Origin of the sequence: Streptomyces akebiae (genome assembly GCF_019599145.1) — a bacterium.
GTDB lineage: Bacteria > Actinomycetota > Actinomycetes > Streptomycetales > Streptomycetaceae > Streptomyces > Streptomyces akebiae.
Genome location: NZ_CP080647.1, coordinates 4,367,466 through 4,392,382, shown reverse-complemented (window position 1 = coordinate 4,392,382; position 24,917 = coordinate 4,367,466). Strand labels below are relative to the sequence as shown.

The window sequence follows — 24,917 nt, the reverse complement described above, 5'->3', positions numbered from 1 at the left end:
CACCACCCCCCACCCGGCCCCGGGGAGGCTCCACGACCTCCCCGGGGCCGTCCGTTTTCCGCCATTCCGCGGACACCGCTCCCGCCGCCCTGAACCTCCCGGATCCCCACCCCGTACGGAGAGATGTAGGCCCGGATGGAACAGGATCGCCATGTCTTACGTCTCTCTGGTGCTGTAACCGAGAAGACACCCCGCGTGCACGTGCATCCGCTCATGCATCGGCACGTGAACAAAGCTATGATCCGGGGCAGTTGACCACTGCATCACTGGCAACACGGACATCACTGGCAACACCGGTCACACCAGAGCCAACGCGCGTCGAGCGCACTACTGCACCACCCCGGGGAGCGACCTGTGGACCACGACGTGTACGGCGTGGATGACGTGTACAACGGCATGGCCGCGACGGAGCTGACCGAGCTCCACGCGGTGGCCTGGCAGAAGAGCCGGCACAGCAACTCGCAGGGCAACTGCGTGGAGTTCGCCCGGCTGCCCGGCGGCGAGGTGGCGGTACGCAACTCGCGCTTCCCCGACGGCCCGGCGCTCGTCTACACCCGCGCCGAGATCGAGGCGATGCTCCTGGGCATCAAGGACGGGGAGTTCGACCACCTGGTCGGGTGAGGCCCGCCCGGCGGCGGGAGGCCTGCGGGACCCGCCGATGTGACACGCGTAGAACCGCGGCGCCGAAAAGCGCCGCGGTTCATCGACGGGCGGACGGGCGGCCCGGCACCGGCTCCACCTGGAACAGCGCCCACACCACCTTGCCGCTGAGGGCGCCCCCCAGCGGATGCCAGCCCCAGCTGTCCGCGAACGAGTCGACCAGGAACAGCCCCCGCCCCGACTCCGCCGAGAAGTCCTCGGAGTCGCCCGCGACCGGGCTGTCGTGACTGGGGTCGCGCACCGCGCACACCAGCCGCTCGCTCCAGCGCATCAAGTGCAGCCGTACGGGCGGGTCCTGGGCCGGGCACGCGCCGTTGCCGGCGGGCAGGCCGTGCCGCAGGGCGTTGGTGACGAGCTCCGAGACCACGAGGCAGACGTCGTCGAAACGTTCGTCCAACCGCCACTGGTCGAGCGTGCCCCGCGTGAACTGCCGTGCCTCGCGCACCGCTTCGTAGCGGGGCGGCAGCGCGCAGGACGCGGCGTCGGACACGGTCGCCGGATCAAGTGGCGGAAGTCCCTGCCGTAAGGGTTCGAGCATGGTCGATCCATTCGTCCCCATGCGAGGCACTCCCGGGTGTTCGCGGTCGTTGCGATGCAGCGGTGGCGCGGGACCATGGTTTCTGATGCGTACAGCAGATGCAAGGGCAGATGCACGTGCACGCGCCCGAATTGGACCTTCACATACCGCTTGCTGAACATTTCTTCTGTCACTTCACTCCCTCTCGACGGGCTCCGGCCGGCGCCTTCCTGGCAGCTGCCTGGCAACTGCCTGACGGCTTCCTGGCCGCTTCGTGACGATTTCCTGTGTCCGCGGGGTGTTCTTCGCGACGCGTCTCGGCCACACTCCCTTCTTTCCTCCCTCGCCTCATCCGTCTCAGCTGTTGAAGGCTTTCCATTTCTGTAACCGGACGAGTGCGGATCGGAGTGGTTTAGTGGCAGACTGCGACCCTTGAAGAAGTTGGGGAGGCTGGACGAACGTGGGCGCCGGTGAATCGAGCGGGTCGGTGGTGAGGCGGATGCTGCTGGGCTCGCATCTCAGGCGGCTTCGCGAGTCGCAGGGGATCACCCGGGAGAAGGCCGGGTACTCGATCCGCTCCTCCGAGTCGAAGATCAGTCGGATGGAACTCGGCCGGGTCAGCTTCAAGACCCGTGACGTGGAGGACCTGTTGACCCTCTACGGCGTCACCGACGAGACCGAGCGCACCTCGCTGCTCTCCCTGGCGAAGGAAGCCAACGTCGCCGGCTGGTGGCACAGCTACTCGGACGTCCTGCCCAGTTGGTTCCCCACCTACGTCGGTCTCGAAGCGGCGGCCCACCTCATCCGCAGCTACGAAGTCCAGTTCGTGCACGGCCTGTTGCAGACCGAGGCGTACGCCCACGCGGTCGTCGCCCGGGGTATGAGGGGCGCGAGCGAGGCGGAGATCGACAAGCGGGTCGCCCTGCGCATGGAGCGCCAGAAGTACCTGGTGGCCGAGAGGGCCCCGCAGTTCCACTGCGTCCTCGACGAGGCCGCCCTGCGCCGGCCGTACGGCGACCGGGAAGTGATGCGGGGGCAGCTCCAGCATCTGATCGAGATCTCGGAGCGCCCGAACGTGACGATCCAGGTCATGCCGTTCAGCTTCGGCGGCCACTCCGGCGAGAGCGGCGCCTTCACCGTGCTGAGCTTCCCTGAGTCCGACCTCACCGACGTCGTCTATCTCGAACAGCTCACCAGCGCCCTCTATCTGGACAAGGGCGAGGACATCGCCCAGTACGAGCGGGCGATCAAGCGGCTCCAGGACGACAGCCCGTCCCCGGCCGAGAGCCGGGACCTGCTGCGAGGGCTGCTCCAGCTCTCCTGAGCCCCGCCCGGCGGCCCACCGGCGACACACCGGGGTTCCGGAGCGAGTCTTCACAGAGTCTCCCGAGTAGCTCTCCAACTCCCTTTACCCACAAGTACGATGACGAGTGATCAATCTTGATCGATGCCGACTGATTGAGGATCACATGTCGTCCTACTTCACCGACCTGGCCCAGCAGTACATCGGCGGCGAGTGGCGCCCGGGCTCCGGCTCCTGGGACATCATCGACTTCAACCCGTACGACGACGCGAAGCTCGCGTCGATCACCATCGCCACGGTCGACGAGGTGGACGAGGCCTACCGGGCCGCCCAGGCGGCCCAGAAGGAATGGGCCGAGGTCAACGCCTATGCGCGTCGCGCCGTCTTCGAGAAGGCCCTGAAGGTCATCGAGGAGCGTGAGCAGGAGATCACCGAGGTGATCATCGCCGAGCTCGGCGGCACGTACCTGAAGGCCGGGTTCGAACTGCACCTCGCCAAGGAGTTCCTGCGCGAATCGATTCAGCTGGCGCTGCGTCCCGAGGGCAGAATCCTTCCGTCGCCGATCGACGGCAAGGAGAACCGCCTCTACCGCGTGCCGGTCGGCGTCGTGGGCGTCATCAGCCCCTTCAACTTCCCCTTCCTGCTCTCCCTCAAGTCGGTCGCCCCCGCCCTCGCCCTCGGCAACGGCGTGGTGCTGAAGCCGCACCAGAACACCCCCATCGCCGGTGGCACCCTGGTCGCGAAGATCTTCGAGGAGGCCGGCCTGCCCGGCGGGCTGCTCAACGTCGTCGTCACCGACATCGCCGAGATAGGCGACGCCTTCATCGAGCACCCCATTCCGAAGCTGATCTCCTTCACCGGCTCCGACAAGGTCGGCCGCCACGTCGCCACCGTCGCCGCCCAGAACTTCAAGCGCACCATCCTCGAACTGGGCGGCAACAGCGCCCTGGTGGTCCTGGACGACGCCGACATCGACTACGCCGTCGACGCGGCCGTCTTCTCGCGCTACGTCCACCAGGGCCAGGTCTGCATGGCCGCCAACCGCGTCCTGGTCGACCGCTCGGTGCAGGACGAGTTCACCGAGAAGTTCGTGGCCAAGGTGAAGTCCCTGAAGGTCGGCGACCCGAGCGACCCGAGCACGGTCATCGGCCCGGTCATCAACTCCTCCCAGGCGGACTCCCTCAAGTCCGTCGTCGAGCAGGCCCTCGCCGAGGGCGCCACCGCGCTCGTCCACGGCTCCACGACCGACAACCTGGTCGAGCCGTCCGTCCTCACCGACGTCCCCGCCGGCTCCGCCCTCCTCCAGCAGGAGGTCTTCGGCCCGGTCGTCTTCCTGATCCCCTTCGACGGGGAGGAGGAGGCCGTCCGCATCGTCAACGACACCCCGTACGGCCTCAGCGGCGCCGTCCACACCGGGGACATCGAGCGGGGCGTGCACTTCGCCAAGCAGATCGACACCGGCATGTTCCACGTCAACGACGGCACCGTCCACGACGAGCCCCTCGTCCCGTTCGGTGGGGAGAAGCACTCCGGGATCGGCCGCCTCAACGGCGAGACCACGGTGGACGCGTTCACCACCCAGAAGTGGATCTCGGTCCAGCACAAGCGGAGCTTCTTCCCCTTCTGAGGGCGTCCCGTTCCGGGCGCCGAGGACCACGACGAGGCCCGCCGCGCGCTGCTCGAAGCGGCGGGAAGCGGCGGGAAGGGGTGGGTGACGGACGCCGGGGGCCCCGGATCGAGCGGTGGCGTCCGGGAGCCGGGGGCCGAGAAACCGGGTGCGAGCCGGGGTGATCCCGCCTGGTTCTACGCTGGGCCCATGTCAGCGATCCGTCTTCTCGTGCTCGGCGCCGTGCGCCAGCACGGGCGGGCCCACGGCTACCAGGTGCGCAACGACCTGGAGTACTGGGGCGCGCACGAGTGGTCCAACGCCAAGCCCGGCTCGATCTACCACGCGCTGAAACAGATGGCGAAACAGGGGCTGCTGCACGCGCACGAGATCGCCCCGTCCACTGCAGGCGGACCGCCCCGCACCGAGTACGAGATCACGGAGCAGGGCACCGGGGAGTTCCGCAAGCTGCTGCGCGATTCCCTCACCGCCTACGACCAGAAGCCGGACGTGCTCTCCGCCGCGCTCGGCTTCATGGTCGACCTCGACCGCGAGGAGGTCCTCGGACTCCTCGAAGAGCGCGTGCGGACCATCGAGGAGTGGCGCAAGTCCGTCACCGAGTACTACACGCCCGAGGAGGGCCCCGCCCAGCTCGGCCACATCGGCGAGATCATGAACTTCTGGGTCACCTCCGCAGACACCGGCGCCCAGTGGACCCGAGGCCTCATCGAACGCATCCGCGGCGGCGCCTACACCTTCGCCGGCGAGGGCGAACCATTCGTCGGCGTCCTGAGGGAGGGCCAGGAGAACCCGTACGCGACGGGGGACCGGCATCCACAGGATCATCATTAATCAAGTTTGACTAGCAGGTGGTCTCCAGGTACCTTTCAGGCGAGTAGTCAAGTTTGACTAATGAGGGGGGCTCATGGCCGATCCATCGATCACCGTCCAAGGGGTGCGCAAGAAGTACGGCGCCAACGGCGGCAAGGTCGCCCTCGACGGCCTCGACCTCCAGGTCGCCCGCGGTACGGTCCACGCGGTGCTGGGCCCCAACGGCGCCGGCAAGACGACCCTGGTCCGCATCCTGGCGACCCTGCTGCGGCCCGACGCCGGCCGGGTCGAGGTCGCCGGGCGCGACGCGGTGACGCACGCGCGTGAGGTGCGCTTCCGCATCGGCCTGCTCGGCCAGCACGCCGCGCTCGACGAGGAGCTCGGCGGCCGGCAGAACCTGGAGATGTTCGGCCGCCTCTACCACCTGGGCGCCCGCCACGCGCGCGTGCGGGCCGGTGAGCTCCTGGAGCGGTTCGGCCTCGGCGACACCGGCCGCAAGGCCGTCAAGCAGTACAGCGGAGGCATGCGGCGCCGCCTCGACCTCGCCGCGTCCCTCATCACCGAACCGGAGGTGCTCTTCCTGGACGAGCCGACGACCGGCCTCGACCCCCGCGGCCGCGCCGAGGTCTGGGACTCCGTCCGCTCGCTGGTCGGCGGCGGTACGACGGTCCTGCTCACCACCCAGTACCTGGAGGAGGCCGACCAACTCGCCGACCGGATCTCCGTGGTCGACGGCGGCCGGGTCGTCGCCGACGGCACGGCGGACGAGCTGAAGCGCCTGACCGGCGGCGACCGCATCGACGTCGTCCTGCGCGACGCCGGCCAACTGGACGCCGCCGTCGGCCTGTTGCCCGTCCCCGCGGGCGACGTCTCGGTCGACACCGACCGCCGCCGCCTCAGCGCCCCGGTCACCGACCGCATGACGGCCCTCACCACGGTCGTACGCGCCCTCGCGGACTCCGGCATCGAGGCCGAGGACATCGCCCTGCGCCGCCCGACCCTGGACGAGGTGTTCCTGCACCTCACCGGGGGTGACCGGGCGGACGAGAACGACCGGGCCACCGGCGACCACCGAGTGAGGGAGGCCGTATGAGCACGCACACGACGTACACGATCCGGCACGGCGGTGTCGGCGCGTACGCGCTGACCGACTCCTGGACCATGACCCGCCGTGAACTCGCCCACTGGGCACGGCAGCCCGTGCAGCTGCTCGTCGGGCTGGTCTTCCCCGTGATGCTGCTGCTGATGTTCGGCTATCTCATCGGCGGCGGCCGTGGGGTGAGCGGCAGCTACCTCGACTATCTGGTCCCCGGCATGCTCGCGCTCACCATGGCCTTCGGTCTGGAGGGCACGATGCTCGCCGTCACCCAGGACCTCAACAAGGGGGTGATCGACCGCTTCCGCTCGATGCCGATGGCCAACGGGGCGGTTCTGGTGGGCCGTTCGGTCGCGGACATGCTCCAGTCGGCGGTGGGCCTGGCCGTCCTCATGGCCGTCGCGTTCGCGCTCGGCTGGCGCGCGCACGGCGGCCCCGCGGCCTTCCTCGGCGCGGTGGGTCTCCTCCTGCTCTTCCGCTTCGCCATGCTGTGGATCGGCATCCACCTCGCGATGCTGGCCGGCAGGCCCGAACTCCTCACCGCCGTGCAGATCCTCGTCTGGCCGGTCGGCTTCCTCTCCAACGCCCTCGCCACCCCCTCCTCCATGCCCGGCTGGCTCGGCACGGTCGTCGACTGGAACCCGATGTCCCACACGGCGACGGCCGTGCGCGACCTCTTCGGCACGCCGGGCGCCGACGCGGACCACCTGTGGACGGCGATCGCCTGGCCCCTGGCCCTGCTGGCGGTCTTCTTCCCCCTGGCGGTACGCAGGTTCGCCCGCCTGAGCAAGTAACGGCCCGAGCCGAACAGGCAGGGGCGCAGCCCCCTGCCTGTTCAGGGGCGCGGGGAACTGCGCGAGAACCCCCACCGGACCCGCACCACACCCACCCACCCCCCATTCCCCCATCCCCCCAATCCCCCGCGAAGGCGGTCGAAGGCCCAGGGGCCCTAGTGGTGAAACCCCGTCGCCGCCCCCTTGTCCCGCACCGCCGGCCCCGACTGCCGCCGAAGTTCGGGCAGCAACCGCCCCAGGTCCTCGAGAAACAGCCCCGCGAGATCGGAGGTGAACCCGTTCCGGCACACCACCCGCAGCACGGACAGATCCTCCCGGTTCTTCGGAAAGGTGTACGCCGGCACCAGCCACCCACTCTCCCGCATCCGCCGGGCCACGTCGAAGACGTCGAACGCGGTGACCCCCTCCTCCGTCGTGAAGGCGAACACCGGCAACTCGTCCCCCCGGGTGAGCAGCCGGAAGTCCCCGAACTCCGCCACCTCCTCCGCGAGCCCCGTCGCCACGTCCCGCGTCGATCGCTGCACGGCCCGGTAGCCCTCCCGCCCGAGCCGCAGGAACGTGTAGTACTGCGCCACGACCTGCGCACCCGGCCGGGAGAAGTTCAGCGCGAACGTGGGCATGTCCCCGCCCAGGTAGTTCACCCGGAACACCAGCTCCTCCGGCAGCTCGGCGGCGGACCGCCACAGCGCCCAGCCCACCCCCGGGTAGACCAACCCGTACTTGTGCCCGGAGGTGTTGATGGACGCCACCCGGGGCAGCCGGAAGTCCCAGGCCAACTCCTCGTCGAGGAAGGGCGCGACCATCGCACCGGACGCCCCGTCGACATGGACGGGCACATCCAGACCCGTACGTTCCTGGAGGTCGTCGAGAGCCGCGCACAGCTCGGCGATCGGCTCGTACGACCCGTCGAAGGTGGAGCCGAGGACGCCCACCACCCCGATCGTGTTCTCGTCGCACAGTGCCGCGGCCGCCGCCGGATCGAGATGGAACCGGTCGCCCTCCATGGGCACCTGCCGGGCCTCCACCTCCCAGAAGGTGCAGAACTTGTCCCAGCAGACCTGGACGTTGATCCCCATGACCAGGTTGGGCCGGGCGCCCGCCGACGGGTAGCGGTCGGCGTTCCGCTTCGCCCACCGCCGCTTGAGGGCCATCCCGGCGAGCATGCAGGCCTCGCTGGACCCGGTGGTCGAGCAGCCGACGGCGGCGCCCGGATCGGGCGCGTTCCACAGATCGGCGAGCATCGCCACGCACCGCCGCTCCAGCTCGGCCGTACGCGGGTACTCGTCCTTGTCGATCATGTTCTTGTCCCGGCACTCAGCCATCAGCACCCCCGCCTCGGGCTCCATCCAGGTGGTGACGAAGGTGGCGAGGTTCAGCCGTGAGTTGCCGTCCAGCATGAGTTCGTCGTGGACGAGCCGGTACGCCGTCGAGGGGGCCAGCGGTGCCTCGGGCAGCCGGTGCTTGGGCGGGGCCTCGGTCATGCCGCCCACCGGGTTGGCCTGGCCGTAGAAGGCGTTCACGGCGAGCCGGTGCCCGTCGTGCCGGTCGCGCCCGGGGTCCTGCGGGGCGGCGCTGTCCCATTGGTGCAGTGGCATGTCTTCGACGGTAGGTCGGCCCCCGCGGAGGCGCATCTCACACGCGCGCGGAGGGGGTGCGGGTGGCCCGTGAGGATGATGTGTCGGTCATATCGTCCGTCCATTACGCTGCCGAATGCACACCACGTATGACAAGAGCGAACACAGCAGGTGGAGTTGAGCGTCCCGCGGACCCACGTGCGTGACCGGGGAGGGACGGCGGAGTTGCCCACCCTTGACTATCTGATCAACGAGCGCCGACAGCTGAGGCTGCGGTTCCTCCAGCCCGGCCACGCGCCCCGCCACGGCGCGACCAGGGTCTCCGAGGTCGTCGCCCGGCCGCTGACCGAGGCGCCGCACACGCTCGCCGACCTCTCCGCCGACACCCCGTTCGAGAACGGGACGCTGTTCCTGGTCACCCTGGACACGCCCCGGCCGACCCCGGCCCATGTCCGGACGCTCGACCACCTCATCCGCCTCCTGGACCGGCGCAAGGCGGCCGGCCTCGTGATCGGCACCCCCGGCCACGACCTGAGCACCCTCCCCGATGCCACCCTCGCCGCCGCGAACCGCCTGGAGCTGCCCCTGCTCGCGACCTCCGCCGAGGCCACCGCCTGGGCCCACGTGAACGAGGATCTGCGGCTGCGGCGCGCCCAGTTCGCGGAGCGCCAGGTCGCGCACCTCGACGGCCTCCTCAACCGGCTTCCGGCCCGCCTCGCCGACCCCACGGCCGTACGGCGCATCGCCGACTGGCTCTCGGTGGCCCTGGACGCCGAGGTCCTCGTCACCTCGGCCCGGCGCGGCGTCCTCGCGGCGGCGCCCGACAGCGCGCCCGCCGCCCTGGCCCACGCCGTCATCACCGGAGCGCACGGCGCACAGGGCGCGCTCAGCGGCGCCATGCACACCCGCATCGTGTCGATCTCCCCGGGCGCCCCCGGGACCCCGGGATTCCCGGACGGCGATGACGAGGCCCGGCTGGCCATCGCCTCCCACGCACCCTTCGACAGCGCGGCCACGGCCCTGATCCAGCACGCGGCGAAACTCCTCGGACTGTGCGACCAGGCCCGGCGCGAGCACCAGGCCAGGACCCAGACCCCGCGGGCGGTGCGGCACGCCGCGTTCCAGCTGCTCATGCGCGGAGAAACGGTTCTGGCGCAGGTGGTCTACACGGGCGCGGCACAGGCCCTGCTGGACACCGACACCGCCCGCGTCTTCGTCGTCGACACCGGACCGCAGGAGCGCGAGGCCACCCTCAGCTGGTGCGAGCGGGCCCTGGCCGAACAGGCCATCGTGTCCCCGTGTCCGGGCAAGCCGAAGCACATCCTCATCCTCGACCCCGTCCGGGAGAGCGACCGGGTCGAGACGGTCCTCAAGGAGATGATCGCGGCCCGCGAGGGCCATCTGATGGGCCAGAGCCGACCGCACCCGCTCGCCGAGACCGCGGTCGGCTATCTGGAGGCCCTGACGGCGGTGGGCGACGCGGCCGGGACCCCGCACCGCATCCGGTTGGGCGGTTCCAAGGCCAAGTTCGCCCCCCTCCTGCCCAGGCGGGCGGCGAGGGCCTGGGCGGCGGCCCTGATGTCCCCGCTCCTGGACGACTTCCCGGGCCGGGGCGACGAGCGCAAACTGCTGCTGGAGACCCTCCCGACCGCCCTCAGCTTCAAGCACACCGAAGCCGCGGGAGGCCTCGGCGTCCACCGCAACACGGTCACCCAGCGCCTCAACCGGGCCGGGAAGATCCTCTCCCTCGACCTCCGGGGCTCCGCCAACGACCGCATCCTGACGCTGCTCGCCCTCGACATCCTCGCCCTGCCGCACCCGGAACCGGACGCCGACACCCCCGCCCTGCCGCACCCGCACCCAGACCCGGACCCGGACACCGCCGCCCCCTCCCGGCCACCCACCTTCGCGGCGCTGATGGCGGCCGCGGCCGAGGACGGCGGACCGACGGCCTGGGCGGAGGAACGCCTGCGCCCCGTACGGGCGGATCAGCGCGACCTCGTCGAGACCCTCTGCGTCTGGCTGGAGAACAACCTCAGTACCAGGGAGACCGCCCGCGCCCTCGGCCTCTCCGAGGCCACCGTCCGCAATCACACCCGGGACGCGGCCGGTCTCCTCGGCATGGACTTCTCCACGAAGATGGTCGGCATCACGGACACCGACGTGGTGACCGTGGCCGACATCGCGCTCGCCCTGCACGTGCTGCTGGGCCGCCCGGCCCTGGTCCAGCCGCCCCGGCCCTGACCCCGGGCCCGCGTCACCCGGTCGCCATGGACCGAACCCGCGCACGTGCCCCAACACGTGCACGGGCAGCTCGGATGCCCCCGCGGGAGAGGCGGCCTGGTCCGGCCCGCCGACGGCACGCCCGGCCCGCACCCCCGTGCCGGGCCCAGCGTCTCGTCGACGCACCCACCGTAGGAAAACCGCCGGGAGCGGGCCATTGCACAAGTGCACGGTCCGCGCGCCAGGGCTTCGCGTTGTGCACAGTGAGACGCGTGTGACCCGTCGCCAGTGCGTTTCACGAGCCCCGAGCCTTGCGGAAGTGCACAGTCCGCTACCGCCCGCCGCCCGCCGCCCGCCGTCCGGCACAAAAGACTTGCACCTCACGTCACGTGAGGCCCCAGCCTGGAGCACGTACCGACAAGGGAGCGGAAGCCATGAGCCACACCGTGGGACAGGTCGCGGGCTATGCCGGGATCACGGTGCGCACGCTGCACCACTACGACGAGATCGGCCTCCTCGTACCGAGCGAGCGCACCCACGCGGGTCACCGCCGCTACGGCGACGGCGACCTCGACCGGCTGCAGCAGATCCTGTTCTACCGGGAGCTCGGCTTCCCCCTCGACGAGGTCGCGACCCTGCTCGACGATCCGGCGGCGGACCCGCGGTCCCACCTGCGCCGCCAGCACGAACTGCTGACCGCCCGGATCGAGAGACTGCAGAAGATGGCCGCGGCCGTGGAGCACGCCATGGAGGCACGCACAATGGGCATCAACCTGACCCCCGAGGAGCGGTTCGAGGTGTTCGGCGACAAGGACCCCGAGCAGTACGCCGAGGAGGCGGAACAGCGCTGGGGCGGCACGGAGGCGTACGCGGAGTCGCAGCGCCGCGCGGCCACGTACACCAAGGAGGACTGGAAGCGCATGCAGGACGAGGTGGCCGACTGGGGCGCGCGCTACGACGCCCTGATGGCCGCCGGCGAGGAGCCGACCGGCGAGGCGGCCATGACCATGGCCGAGGAGCACCGGCAGCACATCGCCACCTGGTTCTACGACTGCCCGTACGAGATGCACCAGTGCCTCGGCGAGATGTACGTCTCCGACGAGCGCTTCAAGGCCTTCTACAACTCCACCCGCCCCGGCCTCGCCGAACACCTGCGGGACGCGATCAACGCGAACGCGGCCCGCCGGCGCCCCTGATCCCACCTCTGACCGCACCCGTGACCACACGGCTTGGTCTCAGTGCGGCCACAGGGCACTCTGGGGGAACCCGTGGAACCTAGTGGGGTGACCGTGCGTTGATAGCTTTGGTCACCCCTATGGGTCCCACCCCTGTGCGACCCGCCCTCGTGGGTCCCCACCCACAGGCGTTCACTCTTCCTCACCCCCCAGGAGCCCGGAACCGTGCAGACGATCGCCCTCGGACCGAGCTGGCTGGATCCGGACTACCTGCTCAACTCGTTCGGCATCTGGGGCCTGCTCCTGATCGTGTTCGCCGAGTCCGGCCTGTTCTTCGGGTTCTTCCTGCCCGGCGACTCGCTGCTGTTCACGGCCGGCCTGCTGATCACCACCGACCAACTGGACTTCCCGCTGTGGCTGGCGATCGTGCTGATCTGCGTCTCGGCGATCCTGGGTGACCAGGTGGGGTACATGTTCGGCAAGAAGGTCGGCCCCGCGCTCTTCAACCGCCCCGACTCCCGCTTCTTCAAGCAGGAGAACGTCACCAAGGCCCACGAGTTCTTCGAGAAGCACGGCCCGAAGTCCCTGATCCTGGCCCGCTTCGTGCCCATCGTGCGGACGTTCACCCCGATCATCGCGGGCGTCAGCGGCATGCGGTACCGCACGTTCCTCGTCTTCAACGTCGTCGGCGCCATCCTCTGGGGCGCGGGCGTCACCCTCCTCGGCTCCTGGCTCGGTCAGATCGAGTTCGTGCACAAGAACATCGAGGCGATGCTCATCCTCATCGTCTTCATCTCGGTGCTCCCGATCATCTTCGAGCTCCTCAAGGCGAGGAAGGCGAAGAAGAACCAGCCCGCGCAGCCCCAGCAGCAGTCCGCCCCCGCCCCGGTCATGGACGACGCGACGACCCAGCTCCGCCGCATCCCGCCGACCGACCAGCCCCAGCAGCAGCCGTACGACCCGAACCAGGGCTACGGCAACCAGGGTTACGGCGGCCAGGGCTACCAGCAGCAGGGCTACCAGGAGAACTACGGCCACCAGCAGCCCCAACAGCAGCCCTACGCCCAGCAGTACCCGCAGGGCGGCCAGTACCCCCAGGGCGGCCAGTACCCGCAGAGCCAGGACCAGAACCAGCAGGGCTACCAGGGCCAGGACTACCCGAGGTACTGACCCGCAGAGCTCACCACCCGCGCCTCCGCCATCCGGGGGCGCGGGTTCTTCTTTCTCTGGCGCGGGGAACCGCGCGGGAAGCCCCACCGAACCCGCGGCCGCCAACACCCCGCATCCCGGAGCCGGCTGTCAGGCGCTCAGAACCCACGCGTCCTCTTCGCCGCCTTCCGCCCCGCCCGAGCCGCCCCCGGCAGGAACAGCCGGAACACCTCGGACCCCAGGTTCACCCCGATCGCGATGGCCATCGCCAACGCCGCCGCCTTCGTCAGCGACACCAGCCCCGCGTCCACATCGTTCTGCGCGAGGCCCAACAACCCGAAGTAGGTCGCCGAACCCGGCAGCAGCGGCCCGATCGCCGCGGTCGTGTAGGGCAGCGCGGAAGCGAACCGGTACCGCGACAACAACTGTCCGAACAGGCCCACCAGCCCCGCCGCCACCGCCGTGGAAGCCACCGGCGAGATCCCGCCCGCGTCGTGCATGGCCCCGTACACCGCCCAGGCCACACCGCCGTTGAGGGTCACGGCCAGCACGGTGGATCGTTCCTGCTGGAGCAGCAGCGCGAACGTCAACGACAGCAGCATCGAGGCCCCGAGCTGCAACAACGGCCGTTCCGCGCTGCCGAGCGCCGCGTCCGGATGCAGCTCGGCGCCCAGCTTCACACCGAAGTACAGGACGAGCAGCACCCCCACCACGATGCCCACGAAGAGGTACATGACCTCCAGGAGCCGCGCGGAGGCGGTGATGTAGAAGCCGGTCAGGCCGTCCTGCACGCCCGCCACCAGCGCCCGCCCGGGCAGCAGCGCGAACAGCCCACCGGTGATGACGGCGGACGCCTCCACGTCCACGTGCGCCACGGTCAGCGTCACCCCGATCGCCGCCGGGGGCATCGCCGCCACCAGGAACTGGTAGAACTCCGGCAGCCCCCGCCCCGAGCACAGCCACGCCAGCCGGTCGCCGAGCATCGCACCGAGCGCCGCCGCGACGAACACGACCACGCCACCGCCGACCAGCACGGACGCGGCCCCCGCCAGCAGCCCGCTCGCCAGGGTCAGCGTCCAGCCGGGATACGGATGCCGGTTGCGCCGTATCTCCGCGAGCCGTCGGTAGGCCTCCTCCAGCGAGATCGCGCTCTCCGGATCGCTGAGGTCGTCCACCAGCCGGAAGACCGCCGCGAGCCGGGTGTAGTCGGTGGCCCGGCGCCGGACGATCCGGGACGCCGTGACCGGGTCGTCCACCAGCGACGGCTGGTAGGTGACCGACAGCTGGGTGAAGGTCACCGTCGGCTCGCAGCGGTCGAGGCCGTAGGACCGGCACACGGCGAACATCGCCGCCTCCACGTCCTCCGCGCCCTCACCGCCCGCCAGCAGCAGTTCACCGATCCTCAGGGTGAGGTCGAGCACACGCGGGACGGCAGGCCCCGTGTCGCCCTCGGCGCGCGCCGGCGGCTCCGGCGCGGGCCGCTCCGCCACCGGCATCCGCAGCATCGTGCGCATCCGGTCCTGCCACGGCACGTCCTTGGTCAGACTGACGGCCGGAATCCCGCCGGCCGGAGTGAACGCGACCGGCGCGTGCCGCGCGTTGTAGGTCCGCGGCAGGCTGAACGCGGACCCCTCGTGCTCGTCGGCGAGCCCCTCGGGCGGCGCCAGCCCCTCCGGAAGGGCGAACTCGGAGGTGGTGTGCGCCTCGGCCTCCGCCCCCGAGGCCGGCACATCCAGCCCCGCCGGGATCGCGAACTCCGAGGTCACCGACGCGTCACCGTCGATCCCCAGAGCGAATCCCACCGGCGCGAAGGCACTGCCCGCCTCGTCCGACACCGGCTTGCGGTCCTCCTGCGGCCCGCCGTCACCGGGCTCCGTCACTCCCACTCCGCAGCGCTCCCTGTACGACACCTCAGGTACGCCTCAGTATGCGCACCGACACCCACGCATACCCGAACGGGCCACGCGCCCCTCCTGGGGACACGCGGCCCGTTCGCGGAATCGGTCGGCAAGACAGCCGAGGAACTCAGGGGGTCAGTGACCGCCCTGCTCCTTGAAACGCTTGTACGACTTCTCGACCTCGGCCTCGGCCTCGGCGCGGCCGACCCAGTCGGCGCCCTCGACGGACTTGCCGGGCTCCAGGTCCTTGTAGACCTCGAAGAAGTGCTGGATCTCCAGGCGGTCGAACTCCGAGACATGGTGGATGTCACGCAGGTGCTCCACCCGGGGGTCGGTCGCCGGGACGCACAGCAGCTTGTCGTCGCCCCCGGCCTCGTCCGTCATCCGGAACATGCCGATCGCACGGCACTTGATGAGGCAGCCCGGGAAGGTCGGCTCGTCCAGGATGACCAGCGCGTCCAGCGGGTCGCCGTCCTCGCCGAGGGTGTTCTCGACGAAGCCGTAGTCGGTCGGGTAGGCGGTCGAGGTGAAGAGTCGACGGTCCAGGCGGATCCGACCGGTCTCGTGGTCCACCTCGTACTTGTTCCGCGAACCCTTCGGAATCTCGATCGTGACGTCGAACTCCACCGGTGACTCCTCCATGATCAACACATAGTTCTGGTGGTTAAGTGTCCCTCACGCAGGTGTGTGATCGCGAAAGGGGCTGGTGGTCGTGCGGGAGCCGAAGGTCTGGCAGGCCGCGAGACCGCGTGTGGTGCGGGTGGTGCACGGCGTGAAACCGGGGATCGTGCGCGTCACGCGCGCCGTGAAGCCCGGTGCCGCGCGCGTCGCACAGGTGGTGAAACCCGGCGTCGTACGCGTCACGAGCGCCGTCACGGCACGCTCTTCGCGGCTCGCGGGGAGCACGAAGAAGCTCACGACCCTCCAGTTCACCGCCGGCGCGGCCACCCTGGGGCTGGTGTTCTCGGCCGGGGCGGTGGCCGCCGCCGGACCCTGGGACTCCTCCGGTCAGCGTAAGGCCGAGCACGACTGGGCGGCATCGCGCGAAGGCCAGGGTGGCGCAGATCACGGACGCGGTTCCGGCGCGTCGTCCGGTACGGCGGCGGGGGCGCCCAAGCCCGCGCCGAGCGCCCCTTCCGTCCTGGCCGGCCTCGGCGGTGTCTCCGGCGCGGGCTCCGCGCCCGATTCCGCCGCCCTGGCGGCCCGCCTGGACCCGCTGCTGAACTCCTCCGTCCTGGGCCCGCGCCGCGCGGCCTCCGTCGTGGACGTCGAGACCGGAGAGCAGCTGTACTCCAGGAACGCGGACGAGGCCCTGACACCGGCCTCCACCACCAAGATCGCCACGGCGGCCGCGGCCCTGTCGGCGGTCGGCCCCGACCACCGCATCGAGACCCGCACGGTGCTGGACCCCGACTCCGCCGAGGTCGTGCTCGTCGGCGGCGGCGACCCCACCCTGACCGCCCACAAGGACACGGACGGGTACGCGAGCCTGCGGTCCCTCGCCGACGAGACGGCCGCCGCCCTCGACAAGCGTCACCTGAACGAGATCACGCTCGCCTACGACACCTCCCTCTACGAGGGTCCCGAGCAGCACACTATCGGCGTGAACGGCAACCTCGCCCTCGTCGTCCCGCTGATGGTCGACGAGGCCCGCCTCGACGGCTCCTCCAGCGGCAGCGCGGACCGCGCCCCGAACCCGGCGGCCGACGCCGCCGCCGAATTCGCGGACCTCCTGGAGGACCGGGGGGTCAAGGTGAAGACCGAGGGCTCCACCACGACCGGGAAGAACGCGAGGGAACTTGCCGCGGTCTCCTCCCCGCCCCTCTCCACCCTGGTCGAACGCATGCTCACCAACAGCGACAACGACATCGCCGAGGCCCTCGCCCGCCAGGTCGCGCTCGCGACGGGCGAGCAGCCGAGCTTCGAAGGCGGCGCGGCGGCCATCAGGAAGGAACTGAAGAAGCTCGAAGTGCCTCTGCAGGGCGTCGCGTTCGCGGACGGCAGCGGCCTCAGCCGGGGCAACGCACTGACCCCCGCCCTCCTCACCGCCCTGCTCGCCGAGTCCGCGTCCCCGGCCCACCCCGAACTCCGCCCCGTCCTCACCGGCCTCCCGGTCGCCGGCTTCACCGGCACCCTGCGCGGCCGCTACCCCAGCGACGCCACCGGCACCGGCGTCGTCCGCGCCAAGACCGGCACGCTCAGCAACGTGAACACCCTCGCCGGCACCGTCGTCGACGCCGACGGCCGCCTCCTCGCCTTCGCCTTCCTCGCCACGGAGACCCCCCTGGAGAACACCGACCCGGCCAAGAAGCTCCTGACGGACGCGACCTCGTCCCTGGCGACCTGCGGCTGCCGCTGAGGCGGGATAGGCAGGGAAGAAGCACGGGGCGCAGCCCCTGCTTCTCAGGGGCGCGGGCAACTGCGTGAGGACCCCCACCCACCCGCACCCGAGTCGCAACCGAACCCACCCCTGTCCCACGGCCTGCCCCAAGCGGCAGTGCTCACGTACGGTTGACAACATGACTCGCATCGGTGGTGCCGAGATGGTCGACTGGAATCTCGCGGTGGCGACCGCGACCCGGCTCGTACGGCCGGGCCCCGAGGTGAGCCGCGACGAGGCCAGGGCCATCGTCGCCGAGCTCCGCCGACACGCGAAGGCCTCGGAGGAACACGTCCGCGCCTTCACCCGCATGCTCCCCGACACGGGCGACGACACCCCTGTCCTCGTCGTCGACCGCCCCGGCTGGGTCCGGGCCAACGTCGCCGGCTTCCGGGAACTGCTGAAGCCGCTGCTCGACAAGATGCAGGAACGTCGCGGCAACACCCCCGGCGGAGCCGTCCTCGGCGCCGTCGGCGGCAAGGTCACCGGCGTGGAGCTGGGCATGCTCCTGTCCTTCCTGGCCTCCCGGGTCCTCGGCCAGTACGAGACCTTCGCCCCCGCGACCCGCGAACTCCCCGCGGGCGAGAACGGCGGCGGCCGACTCCTGCTCGTCGCGCCGAACATCGTGCACGTGGAGCGCGAACTCGACGTGCAGCCCCACGACTTCCGCCTCTGGGTCTGTCTGCACGAGGAGACGCACCGCACGCAGTTCACGGGCGTCCCCTGGCTGCGGGACCACCTGGAGGGTGAAATCCAGTCGTTCTTGGGGGAGACCGAGGTCGACCCCACGACCTTCCTGGAGCGCATCAGGGAGGCCGCCCAGTCACTCGCGGGGGGCCGCCCCGAGGGAGAGGTCGGCGACGACGGTCACTCGATCGTGGAGTTGGTGCAGACCCCCGCCCAGCGCGAGATCCTCGGCCGGCTCACCGCCGTCATGTCTCTCCTGGAGGGCCACGCCGACTTCGTGATGGACGGCGTCGGCCCGGCCGTCGTGCCCTCGGTCGCCGAGATCCGCGAGAAGTTCCAGCAGCGCCGCGCCAAGGGGGCCTCCCGCCTGGACCAGGCCCTGCGCAAGCTGCTCGGTCTGGACGCCAAACTCCGGCAGTACCGGGACGGCGAGCGGTTCGTACGGGCGGTCGTCGAACAGGTCGGTATGGACGGTTTCAACCGGGTGTGGACCTCCCCGAACACCCTGCCGACCAAGGCGGAGATCGCCAAACCGGCGGACTGGGTCGCGCGGGTGCACCGCAAGGCGGAGTCGTGAGCCGTGCGTGAGCGTGGTGAACGAATCCGGCCGACGGCAGGCAAACGCCCCTCCAATCACCCGTCCGAGGGACCGTGAGCGAGGGGTAGGCGTGCAATGCTCGGGGAAGGGCCCGGTTCTGTCACCATCTACACACTCTGAGTGACCGAACTCGGGCTCACCCCCCGACAATTTCATGAAGGGAACCGGACATGGGTCCCCACCCCGCGGTCGCGGCGATACGCCTGGCGGTCCGCCGCGTACTCCACGACCTCCTCACCGAACACCACACGAACACCACCCTCCACGCGCCCGCCCACGCGCTCCCGGGCGCGCCCTCCGACACGGGCGCACCACCGGTGCACACGCCCCCCACGGCCGTACCCCCCGCGGCCGTGCCCGTCGAGGTCAGGCGCGGCAGTTCCGCGCGCCCGCGCGCCGCGCGCACGGGGGCCGCCGCACACGAGCGCCCGCTCGTGCTCGTGGCCTGCTCCGGCGGCGCCGACTCCATGGCGCTCGCGTCCGCCCTCGCCTTCGAGGCGCCCAAGCTCGGCGTCCGCGCCGGCGGCATCACCGTCGACCACGGTCTGCAGCCCGGCTCCGACCTGCGCGCCGAGGAAGTCGCCCTGCGCCTGCGGGAACTCGGCCTCGACCCGGTCGAGTCCGTCGCCGTCACCGTCGGCCGCGGCGGCGGCCCCGAAGCCGCCGCCCGCGACGCCCGCTACGCCGCCCTGGACGCCGCGCTGGAACGCCACGGCGCCACCGCCGTCCTCCTCGGCCACACCCGCGACGACCAGGCCGAGACCGTCCTCCTCGGGCTCGCGCGGGGCTCCGGCATCCGCTCCCTGTCCGGAATGGCCGCGGTCTCGGGGGCCGACGGCCGCTACCGGCGCCCCTTCCTCCAACTCGACCGGCAGACCGCCCGCAAGGCCTGCATGGTCCAGTCGCTGCCCGTCTGGGACGACCCGCACAACGCCGACCCCGCCTACACCCGCTCCCGGCTCCGCCACGAGGGCCTGCCCGCCCTGGAGAAGGCGCTGGGCAAGGGCGTCGTCGAGGCCCTCGCCCGTACGGCCCAGCTCTCCCGGGACGACGCCGACGCCCTCGACACCTGGGCCCGTCAGGCCGAGGCCTCCGTCCGCGACGCCGCGGGCCTGCTGGAGTGCGCCAAGCTCTACGCCCTGCCGCCCGCCGTACGCCGTCGGATCCTGCGCCGGGCCGCCATCGAGGCCGGTGCCCCGGCGGGTTCCCTCTTCGCCCGGCACATCGAGGAGATCGACCGTCTCATCACCGGCTGGCGCGGTCAGGGGGCCATCAATCTCCCCGGCCGGGTCGTCGCCCAGCGGCAGGGTGGCAGACTGGTGATTCGGCAAGGCTGAAACCGGACGCCGAGGGGGCCCGCGGGGCGGGCCCCGAGCCCCCGCACAGGAGGCGGGCGTCCGGGAGCGGCCCTGGGACGACCGAAAGTGATGCGGGTGGACGCGAAAGACATGGGCACCGACCTCAAAGAGGTGCTCATCACCAAAGAAGAGATCGATGCGAAGCTGGTCGAACTGGCCGCGAAGATCGACACGGAGTACGCGGGCAAGGACCTGCTGATCGTCGGTGTCCTCAAGGGCGCGGTGATGGTCATGGCGGACCTGGCCCGGGCCCTGTCCACCCCGGTCACCATGGACTGGATGGCTGTGTCCTCCTACGGCGCGGGCACCCAGTCCTCGGGTGTGGTGCGGATCCTCAAGGACCTCGACACCGACATCAAGGGCAAGCACGTCCTGATCGTCGAGGACATCATCGACTCGGGGCTCACGCTGTCCTGGCTGATCTCCAACCTCGGCTCCCGCGAGCCCGAGTCCCTGAAGATCTGCACCCTGCTGCGCAAGCCCGACGCCGCCAAGGTCGCCATCGACGTGGAGTGGGTCGGCTTCGACATCCCCAACGAGTTCGTCGTGGGTTACGGCCTCGACTACGCCGAGAAGTACCGCAATCTCCCGTTCGTCGGTACGCTCGCGCCCCACGTCTACGGCGGTTGAGCCAACCCCCGTAAGACGCTCGGGAACCCCAGCGGGTTTCGTGCCGTTGGACCATGCGAGGACGGTATCGCCGACAGTCCCCTGCGGCTTCGGGTGACAATGCTGGGGTACCGTCCGAAGAACAGTCTTTTATCAAACTCACTATGGCAGGAGGGACGGGGCGGCACCGCTCCGTATGGATGGACGTGAAGCGATACTTCCGTGGGCCAGTCATGTGGATCGTGCTGGCCGTCCTTGCCGTGGTCGTGTTGATGCAGGTCGTCGGCTCGTCCGGCGGCTACAAGACGGTGGACACCGGCCAGGTGGTCCAGGCGATCAATGACAACAAGGTCAAAGAAGCCAAGCTGACCACCGGCGAAGAGTCGACCATCAAGGTCCAGCTCAAGGACGGCCAGAAGATCGAGGGCAGCTCGAAGATCCAGGCGAGCTACATCGGCGACCAGGGCGTCACCCTCGCCAACACCCTGCAGGACAAGTTCCAGAACAAGCAGATTCCCGACGGCTACACGGTCTCCCCGACCAAGCAGAACGCTTTCGTCGGAATCCTGCTGTCCCTGCTCCCCTTCGTCCTCATCGTGGTCGTCTTCCTGTTCCTGATGAATCAGATGCAGGGTGGCGGCTCCCGAGTCATGAACTTCGGGAAGTCCAAGGCCAAGCTCATCACCAAGGACACCCCGAAGACGACGTTCTCGGACGTCGCCGGTGCGGACGAGGCCGTCGAGGAGCTCCACGAGATCAAGGAGTTCCTCCAGGAGCCGGCCAAGTTCCAGGCCGTCGGCGCCAAGATCCCCAAGGGTGTGCTGCTGTACGGCCCGCCCGGTACGGGCAAGACGCTCCTCGCGCGCGCCGTCGCCGGCGAGGCGGGCGTCCCCTTCTACTCGATCTCCGGATCCGACTTCGTCGAGATGTTCGTCGGTGTCGGTGCCTCCCGGGTCCGTGACCTCTTCGAGCAGGCCAAGGCGAACGCCCCGGCGATCGTCTTCGTCGACGAGATCGACGCGGTCGGCCGCCATCGCGGCGCCGGCCTCGGCGGCGGTCACGACGAGCGCGAGCAGACGCTCAACCAGCTGCTCGTCGAGATGGACGGCTTCGACGTGAAGGGCGGCGTCATCCTGATCGCCGCCACCAACCGCCCGGACATCCTGGACCCGGCCCTCCTGCGCCCCGGCCGCTTCGACCGCCAGATCGCGGTCGACCGCCCGGACATGCAGGGCCGTCTGGAGATCCTGAAGGTCCACCAGAAGGGCAAGCCGGTCGCGCCCGACGTCGACCTCGGCGCCGTCGCCCGCCGCACCCCCGGTATGACGGGTGCCGATCTCTCCAACGTCCTGAACGAGGCCGCGCTCCTCACGGCCCGCAGCGACAGGAAGCTGATCGACAACCACATGCTGGACGAGGCGATCGACCGTGTGGTCGCGGGCCCGCAGAAGCGGACCCGGATCATGTCGGACAAGGAGAAGAAGATCACCGCGTACCACGAGGGCGGACACGCCCTGGTCGCGGCGGCCTCACCGAACTCCGACCCGGTCCACAAGATCACGATCCTGTCGAGAGGCCGTGCCCTCGGCTACACGATGGTCCTGCCGGACGAGGACAAGTACTCGACCACCCGCAACGAGATGCTCGACCAGCTCGGGTACATGATGGGTGGCCGCGCCGCCGAGGAACTGGTCTTCCACGACCCGACCACCGGCGCCGCGAACGACATCGAGAAGGCCACCAACCTGGCCCGCGCGATGGTCACGCAGTACGGCATGACCGAGCGCCTCGGCGCCATCAAGTTCGGCGGCGACAACACGGAGCCGTTCCTCGGACGTGAGATGGCTCACCAGCGCGACTACTCGGAAGAGGTCGCCGCGCTCGTGGACGAGGAAGTCAAGAAGCTCATCGAGAACGCGCACAACGAGGCCTGGGAGATCCTGGTCGAGAACCGCGACGTCCTCGACAACCTGGTCCTTCAGCTGCTGGAGAAGGAGACGCTGGGCAAGGAGGAGATCGCCGAGATCTTCGCCCCCATCGTCAAGCGCCCGCCCCGGCCCGCCTGGACCGGTTCCTCCCGCCGCACCCCGTCCACCCGTCCGCCGGTGCTCTCCCCGAAGGAGCTCGCACTGACGAACGGCGCCAACGGCGCGGCACCGGCGATCACCACCAAGGCGCCCGCCGAGGCGACCCCGGAGGAGAGCACGGAGAGCTGACGCCCCACCGATGAGAACCGGCCACCGGGAGCCTGCCCGCTCCCGGCCCAGGCCGACTCGTCAGGCCCGGAATGATTGCCGTGCCCCCCTGGTTCTAGCCTGGGGGGCGCGGCATTTTCGTATGGCCGAAAAAGGGCCGCAAGAAGGCCGAGGACGAGACGCGTCATCCGCACGTGTCACAGGCTCAGGAGCGAGGCACGACATGACCGACCCCGTGACGCTGGACGGCGAGGGCACCATCGGCGAGTTCGACGAGAAGCGCGCCGAGAACGCCGTACGGGAGCTGCTGATCGCCGTCGGCGAGGACCCCGACCGAGAGGGGCTCCGGGAGACGCCGGGGCGGGTGGCGCGGGCGTACAAGGAGATCTTCGCGGGGCTGTGGCAGCAGCCGGAGGATGTGCTGACCACCACGTTCGACCTCGGTCACGACGAGATGGTGCTGGTGAAGGACATCGAGGTGTACAGCACCTGTGAACACCACCTGGTCCCGTTCAGGGGCGTCGCCCATGTCGGATACATCCCGTCCACCAGCGGCAAGATCACCGGTCTGTCGAAGCTGGCGCGGCTCGTGGACGTCTACGCCAGGCGCCCGCAGGTGCAGGAGCGGATGACGACGCAGATCGCCGATTCGCTGATGGAGATCCTGGAGCCGCGCGGTGTGATCGTGGTCGTGGAGTGCGAGCACATGTGCATGTCGATGCGGGGCATCCGCAAGCCCGGCGCGAAGACCATAACGTCGGCGGTGCGGGGCCAGCTCAGGGACGCGGCGACCCGCAACGAGGCGATGAGCCTCATCATGGCGCACTGACCTCCTCCGGTGTCGGGAGCGGCGGAACGCGGCCGGTGCCGGGGGCCTAGGCTTGACGCATGAGCAAGCAGAACCGGCGTGGGTGGGTGGCCGGATTGCCCCGGTGGGACCGTTGCGCGGTCATGGGCGTCGTCAATGTCACCCCGGACTCCTTCTCCGACGGCGGCCGTTTCTTCGACACCACGGCGGCGGTCAAGCACGGCCTGGACATGGTCGGGGAGGGCGCGGACCTGGTGGACGTCGGCGGTGAGTCGACCCGCCCCGGTGCCGCCCGTGTCGACGAGGCGGAGGAACTGCGCAGAGTCGTCCCGGTCGTCCGGGGGCTGGCCTCCGAGGGTGTGACCGTCTCCGTGGACACCATGCGCGCGTCCGTGGCCGAACAGGCCCTCGCCGCCGGAGCCGCCCTCGTCAACGACGTCAGCGGCGGACTGGCCGATCCCGCGATGATCCCGGTGGTCGCCGACGCCGGCGCCCCCTTCGTGGTGATGCACTGGCGCGGCTTCCTGGAGGGCGGCAACGTCAAGGGCGTCTACGACGACGTCGTCACCGAGGTGCTGGAGGAGCTCCACGCGCGCGTGGCGGCCGTCCTGGCGGGCGGTGTCGCCGAAGACCGGGTCGTCGTCGACCCGGGCCTGGGCTTCTCCAAGGACGCCGAGCACGACCTCGCCCTCCTCGCGCACCTCGACCGGCTGCACGGCCTCGGTCACCCCCTGCTGGTCGCCGCCTCCCGCAAGCGGTTCCTCGGCCGGGTGCTGGCGGGCTCCGAGGGCGCCCCGCCGCCCGCACGGGAACGGGACGCCGCCACGGCCGCCGTGTCGGCCCTGGCCGCACAGCAGGGCGCCTGGGCGGTCCGCGTGCACGAGGTCCGCGCCACCGCCGACGCGGTCCGTGTGACCCGCGCCATCGAAGGGGCCCGGGAGCGGTGAGCGCTCCCCACACCGACGTCGAACAGGTCGAACTCGCCAACCGGGCCTTCTACGAGGCCATGGAACAGGGCGACTTCGAGACGCTCTCCTCGCTCTGGCTGGCCCCGGCCGACGTGGGCGTGGACGAGGAGTACCACGACCCCGCCGAGACCGGCGTGATCTCCTGCGTCCACCCCGGCTGGCCGGTGCTCACCGGGCGCGGCGAGGTGCTGCGGTCGTACGCGCTGATCATGGCGAACACGGAGTACATCCAGTTCTTCCTCACCGACGTGCATGTGTCGGTCACCGGCGACACCGCGCTCGTCAGCTGCACCGAGAACATCCTCAGCGGGGGTCCGGCGCCGGACGGCAGTGACGAGCTGGGGCCGCTCGTGGGGCAGCTGGTGGTCGCCACGAACGTGTTCCGTCGCACATCCGACGGCTGGAAGCTCTGGTCGCACCACGGTTCCCCGGTCCTGACGGAATCCGACGACGACGAGGGCGAGGAGTCGTCTTCCTGAGCGGAGCCG

21 protein-coding genes are annotated in these 24,917 nt (G+C 70.3%); 17 read left to right on the top strand and 4 right to left on the bottom strand.

Features of this window, described 5'->3' with window-relative positions; all coding sequences use genetic code 11:
* Positions 1-354: 354 nt before the first annotated feature.
* A complete protein-coding gene (locus K1J60_RS18855; RefSeq protein ID WP_033524685.1) occupies positions 355-621 on the top strand; it encodes a DUF397 domain-containing protein in 267 nt (88 codons plus the stop codon).
* Between the two features lie 79 nt (positions 622-700).
* On the opposite strand, the gene K1J60_RS18850 is transcribed toward K1J60_RS18855, so the two are convergent.
* The gene (locus tag K1J60_RS18850) at positions 701-1,198 is read right to left on the bottom strand and encodes an ATP-binding protein (protein ID WP_259407784.1); all 498 of its coding nucleotides are present in this window, start codon (positions 1,196-1,198) and stop codon (positions 701-703) included.
* A gap of 478 nt (positions 1,199-1,676) precedes the next feature.
* Here K1J60_RS18850 and K1J60_RS18845 point away from each other — a divergent pair, with 478 nt between their 5' ends.
* From K1J60_RS18845 to K1J60_RS18825, 5 genes are all read left to right on the top strand, one after another.
* The gene (locus K1J60_RS18845) at positions 1,677-2,501 is read left to right on the top strand and encodes a helix-turn-helix domain-containing protein (protein ID WP_220647224.1); all 825 of its coding nucleotides are present in this window, start codon (positions 1,677-1,679) and stop codon (positions 2,499-2,501) included.
* A gap of 145 nt (positions 2,502-2,646) precedes the next feature.
* Positions 2,647-4,107, top strand: a complete 1,461-nt coding sequence (locus K1J60_RS18840) for an aldehyde dehydrogenase family protein (protein ID WP_220647223.1) — start codon at positions 2,647-2,649, stop codon at positions 4,105-4,107.
* A gap of 189 nt (positions 4,108-4,296) precedes the next feature.
* Positions 4,297-4,938 (top strand): PadR family transcriptional regulator, encoded by a 642-nt coding sequence (locus K1J60_RS18835; protein ID WP_220647222.1) that lies wholly within the window; start codon positions 4,297-4,299, stop codon positions 4,936-4,938.
* Between the two features lie 73 nt (positions 4,939-5,011).
* On the top strand, positions 5,012-6,010 hold the full coding sequence (locus K1J60_RS18830; RefSeq protein WP_220647221.1) for an ATP-binding cassette domain-containing protein: 999 nt from the start codon (positions 5,012-5,014) through the stop codon (positions 6,008-6,010).
* Positions 6,007-6,807, top strand: coding sequence for an ABC transporter permease (locus K1J60_RS18825; protein ID WP_220647220.1), 801 nt, complete (start codon positions 6,007-6,009; stop codon positions 6,805-6,807). Before K1J60_RS18830 ends, K1J60_RS18825 begins: the two co-directional genes overlap by 4 nt.
* A 155-nt stretch (positions 6,808-6,962) precedes the next feature.
* Here the strand turns inward: K1J60_RS18825 and K1J60_RS18820 are convergent, their stop codons facing one another.
* Positions 6,963-8,402 carry a glutamate decarboxylase gene (locus K1J60_RS18820; protein WP_220647219.1) on the bottom strand — a complete coding sequence of 480 codons (1,440 nt, stop codon included), beginning with the start codon at positions 8,400-8,402 and terminating at the stop codon, positions 6,963-6,965.
* A gap of 204 nt (positions 8,403-8,606) precedes the next feature.
* Between K1J60_RS18820 and K1J60_RS18815 the strand changes: the two genes are divergently transcribed.
* From K1J60_RS18815 to K1J60_RS18805, 3 genes are all read left to right on the top strand, one after another.
* Positions 8,607-10,625, top strand: coding sequence for a helix-turn-helix domain-containing protein (locus tag K1J60_RS18815; protein WP_220647218.1), 2,019 nt, complete (start codon positions 8,607-8,609; stop codon positions 10,623-10,625).
* 413 nt (positions 10,626-11,038) lie between these two features.
* Entirely contained in the window at positions 11,039-11,800 is a 762-nt protein-coding gene (locus K1J60_RS18810; protein ID WP_220647217.1) for a MerR family transcriptional regulator, read from the top strand.
* 204 nt (positions 11,801-12,004) lie between these two features.
* A complete protein-coding gene (locus K1J60_RS18805; protein ID WP_220647216.1) occupies positions 12,005-12,949 on the top strand; it encodes a DedA family protein in 945 nt (314 codons plus the stop codon).
* A gap of 137 nt (positions 12,950-13,086) precedes the next feature.
* Here K1J60_RS18805 and K1J60_RS18800 read toward each other — a convergent pair whose 3' ends face one another.
* Both K1J60_RS18800 and K1J60_RS18795 read right to left on the bottom strand, forming a co-directional pair.
* Positions 13,087-14,808 (bottom strand): threonine/serine exporter family protein, encoded by a 1,722-nt coding sequence (locus tag K1J60_RS18800; RefSeq protein ID WP_220647215.1) that lies wholly within the window; start codon positions 14,806-14,808, stop codon positions 13,087-13,089.
* Positions 14,809-14,961: 153 nt separating this feature from the next.
* On the bottom strand, positions 14,962-15,453 hold the full coding sequence (locus K1J60_RS18795) for an inorganic diphosphatase (protein WP_048819635.1): 492 nt from the start codon (positions 15,451-15,453) through the stop codon (positions 14,962-14,964).
* A gap of 79 nt (positions 15,454-15,532) precedes the next feature.
* Here K1J60_RS18795 and dacB point away from each other — a divergent pair, with 79 nt between their 5' ends.
* From dacB to K1J60_RS18755, 8 genes are all read left to right on the top strand, one after another.
* Positions 15,533-17,185: a D-alanyl-D-alanine carboxypeptidase/D-alanyl-D-alanine endopeptidase gene (gene dacB, locus K1J60_RS18790; RefSeq protein ID WP_220647214.1), complete on the top strand. Its 1,653-nt coding sequence runs from the start codon at positions 15,533-15,535 to the stop codon at positions 17,183-17,185.
* A gap of 160 nt (positions 17,186-17,345) precedes the next feature.
* The gene (locus tag K1J60_RS18785; protein WP_220647213.1) at positions 17,346-18,470 is read left to right on the top strand and encodes a zinc-dependent metalloprotease; all 1,125 of its coding nucleotides are present in this window, start codon (positions 17,346-17,348) and stop codon (positions 18,468-18,470) included.
* A 191-nt stretch (positions 18,471-18,661) separates the two neighbouring features.
* Positions 18,662-19,828 carry a tRNA lysidine(34) synthetase TilS gene (gene tilS / locus K1J60_RS18780; protein ID WP_220647212.1) on the top strand — a complete coding sequence of 389 codons (1,167 nt, stop codon included), beginning with the start codon at positions 18,662-18,664 and terminating at the stop codon, positions 19,826-19,828.
* A 90-nt stretch (positions 19,829-19,918) separates the two neighbouring features.
* Entirely contained in the window at positions 19,919-20,479 is a 561-nt protein-coding gene (gene hpt / locus K1J60_RS18775; RefSeq protein ID WP_033524698.1) for a hypoxanthine phosphoribosyltransferase, read from the top strand.
* Positions 20,480-20,658: 179 nt separating this feature from the next.
* On the top strand, positions 20,659-22,674 hold the full coding sequence (gene ftsH, locus K1J60_RS18770) for an ATP-dependent zinc metalloprotease FtsH (RefSeq protein WP_220647211.1): 2,016 nt from the start codon (positions 20,659-20,661) through the stop codon (positions 22,672-22,674).
* A 202-nt stretch (positions 22,675-22,876) separates the two neighbouring features.
* Complete coding sequence (gene folE, locus K1J60_RS18765; RefSeq protein ID WP_033524700.1) at positions 22,877-23,482, top strand: GTP cyclohydrolase I FolE; 606 nt, start codon at positions 22,877-22,879, stop codon at positions 23,480-23,482.
* Between the two features lie 59 nt (positions 23,483-23,541).
* Positions 23,542-24,408: a dihydropteroate synthase gene (gene folP / locus K1J60_RS18760; protein ID WP_220647210.1), complete on the top strand. Its 867-nt coding sequence runs from the start codon at positions 23,542-23,544 to the stop codon at positions 24,406-24,408.
* Positions 24,405-24,908: a nuclear transport factor 2 family protein gene (locus tag K1J60_RS18755; RefSeq protein WP_220647209.1), complete on the top strand. Its 504-nt coding sequence runs from the start codon at positions 24,405-24,407 to the stop codon at positions 24,906-24,908. The genes folP and K1J60_RS18755 overlap by 4 nt, the downstream gene beginning before the upstream one ends.
* Positions 24,909-24,917: the final 9 nt, after the last annotated feature.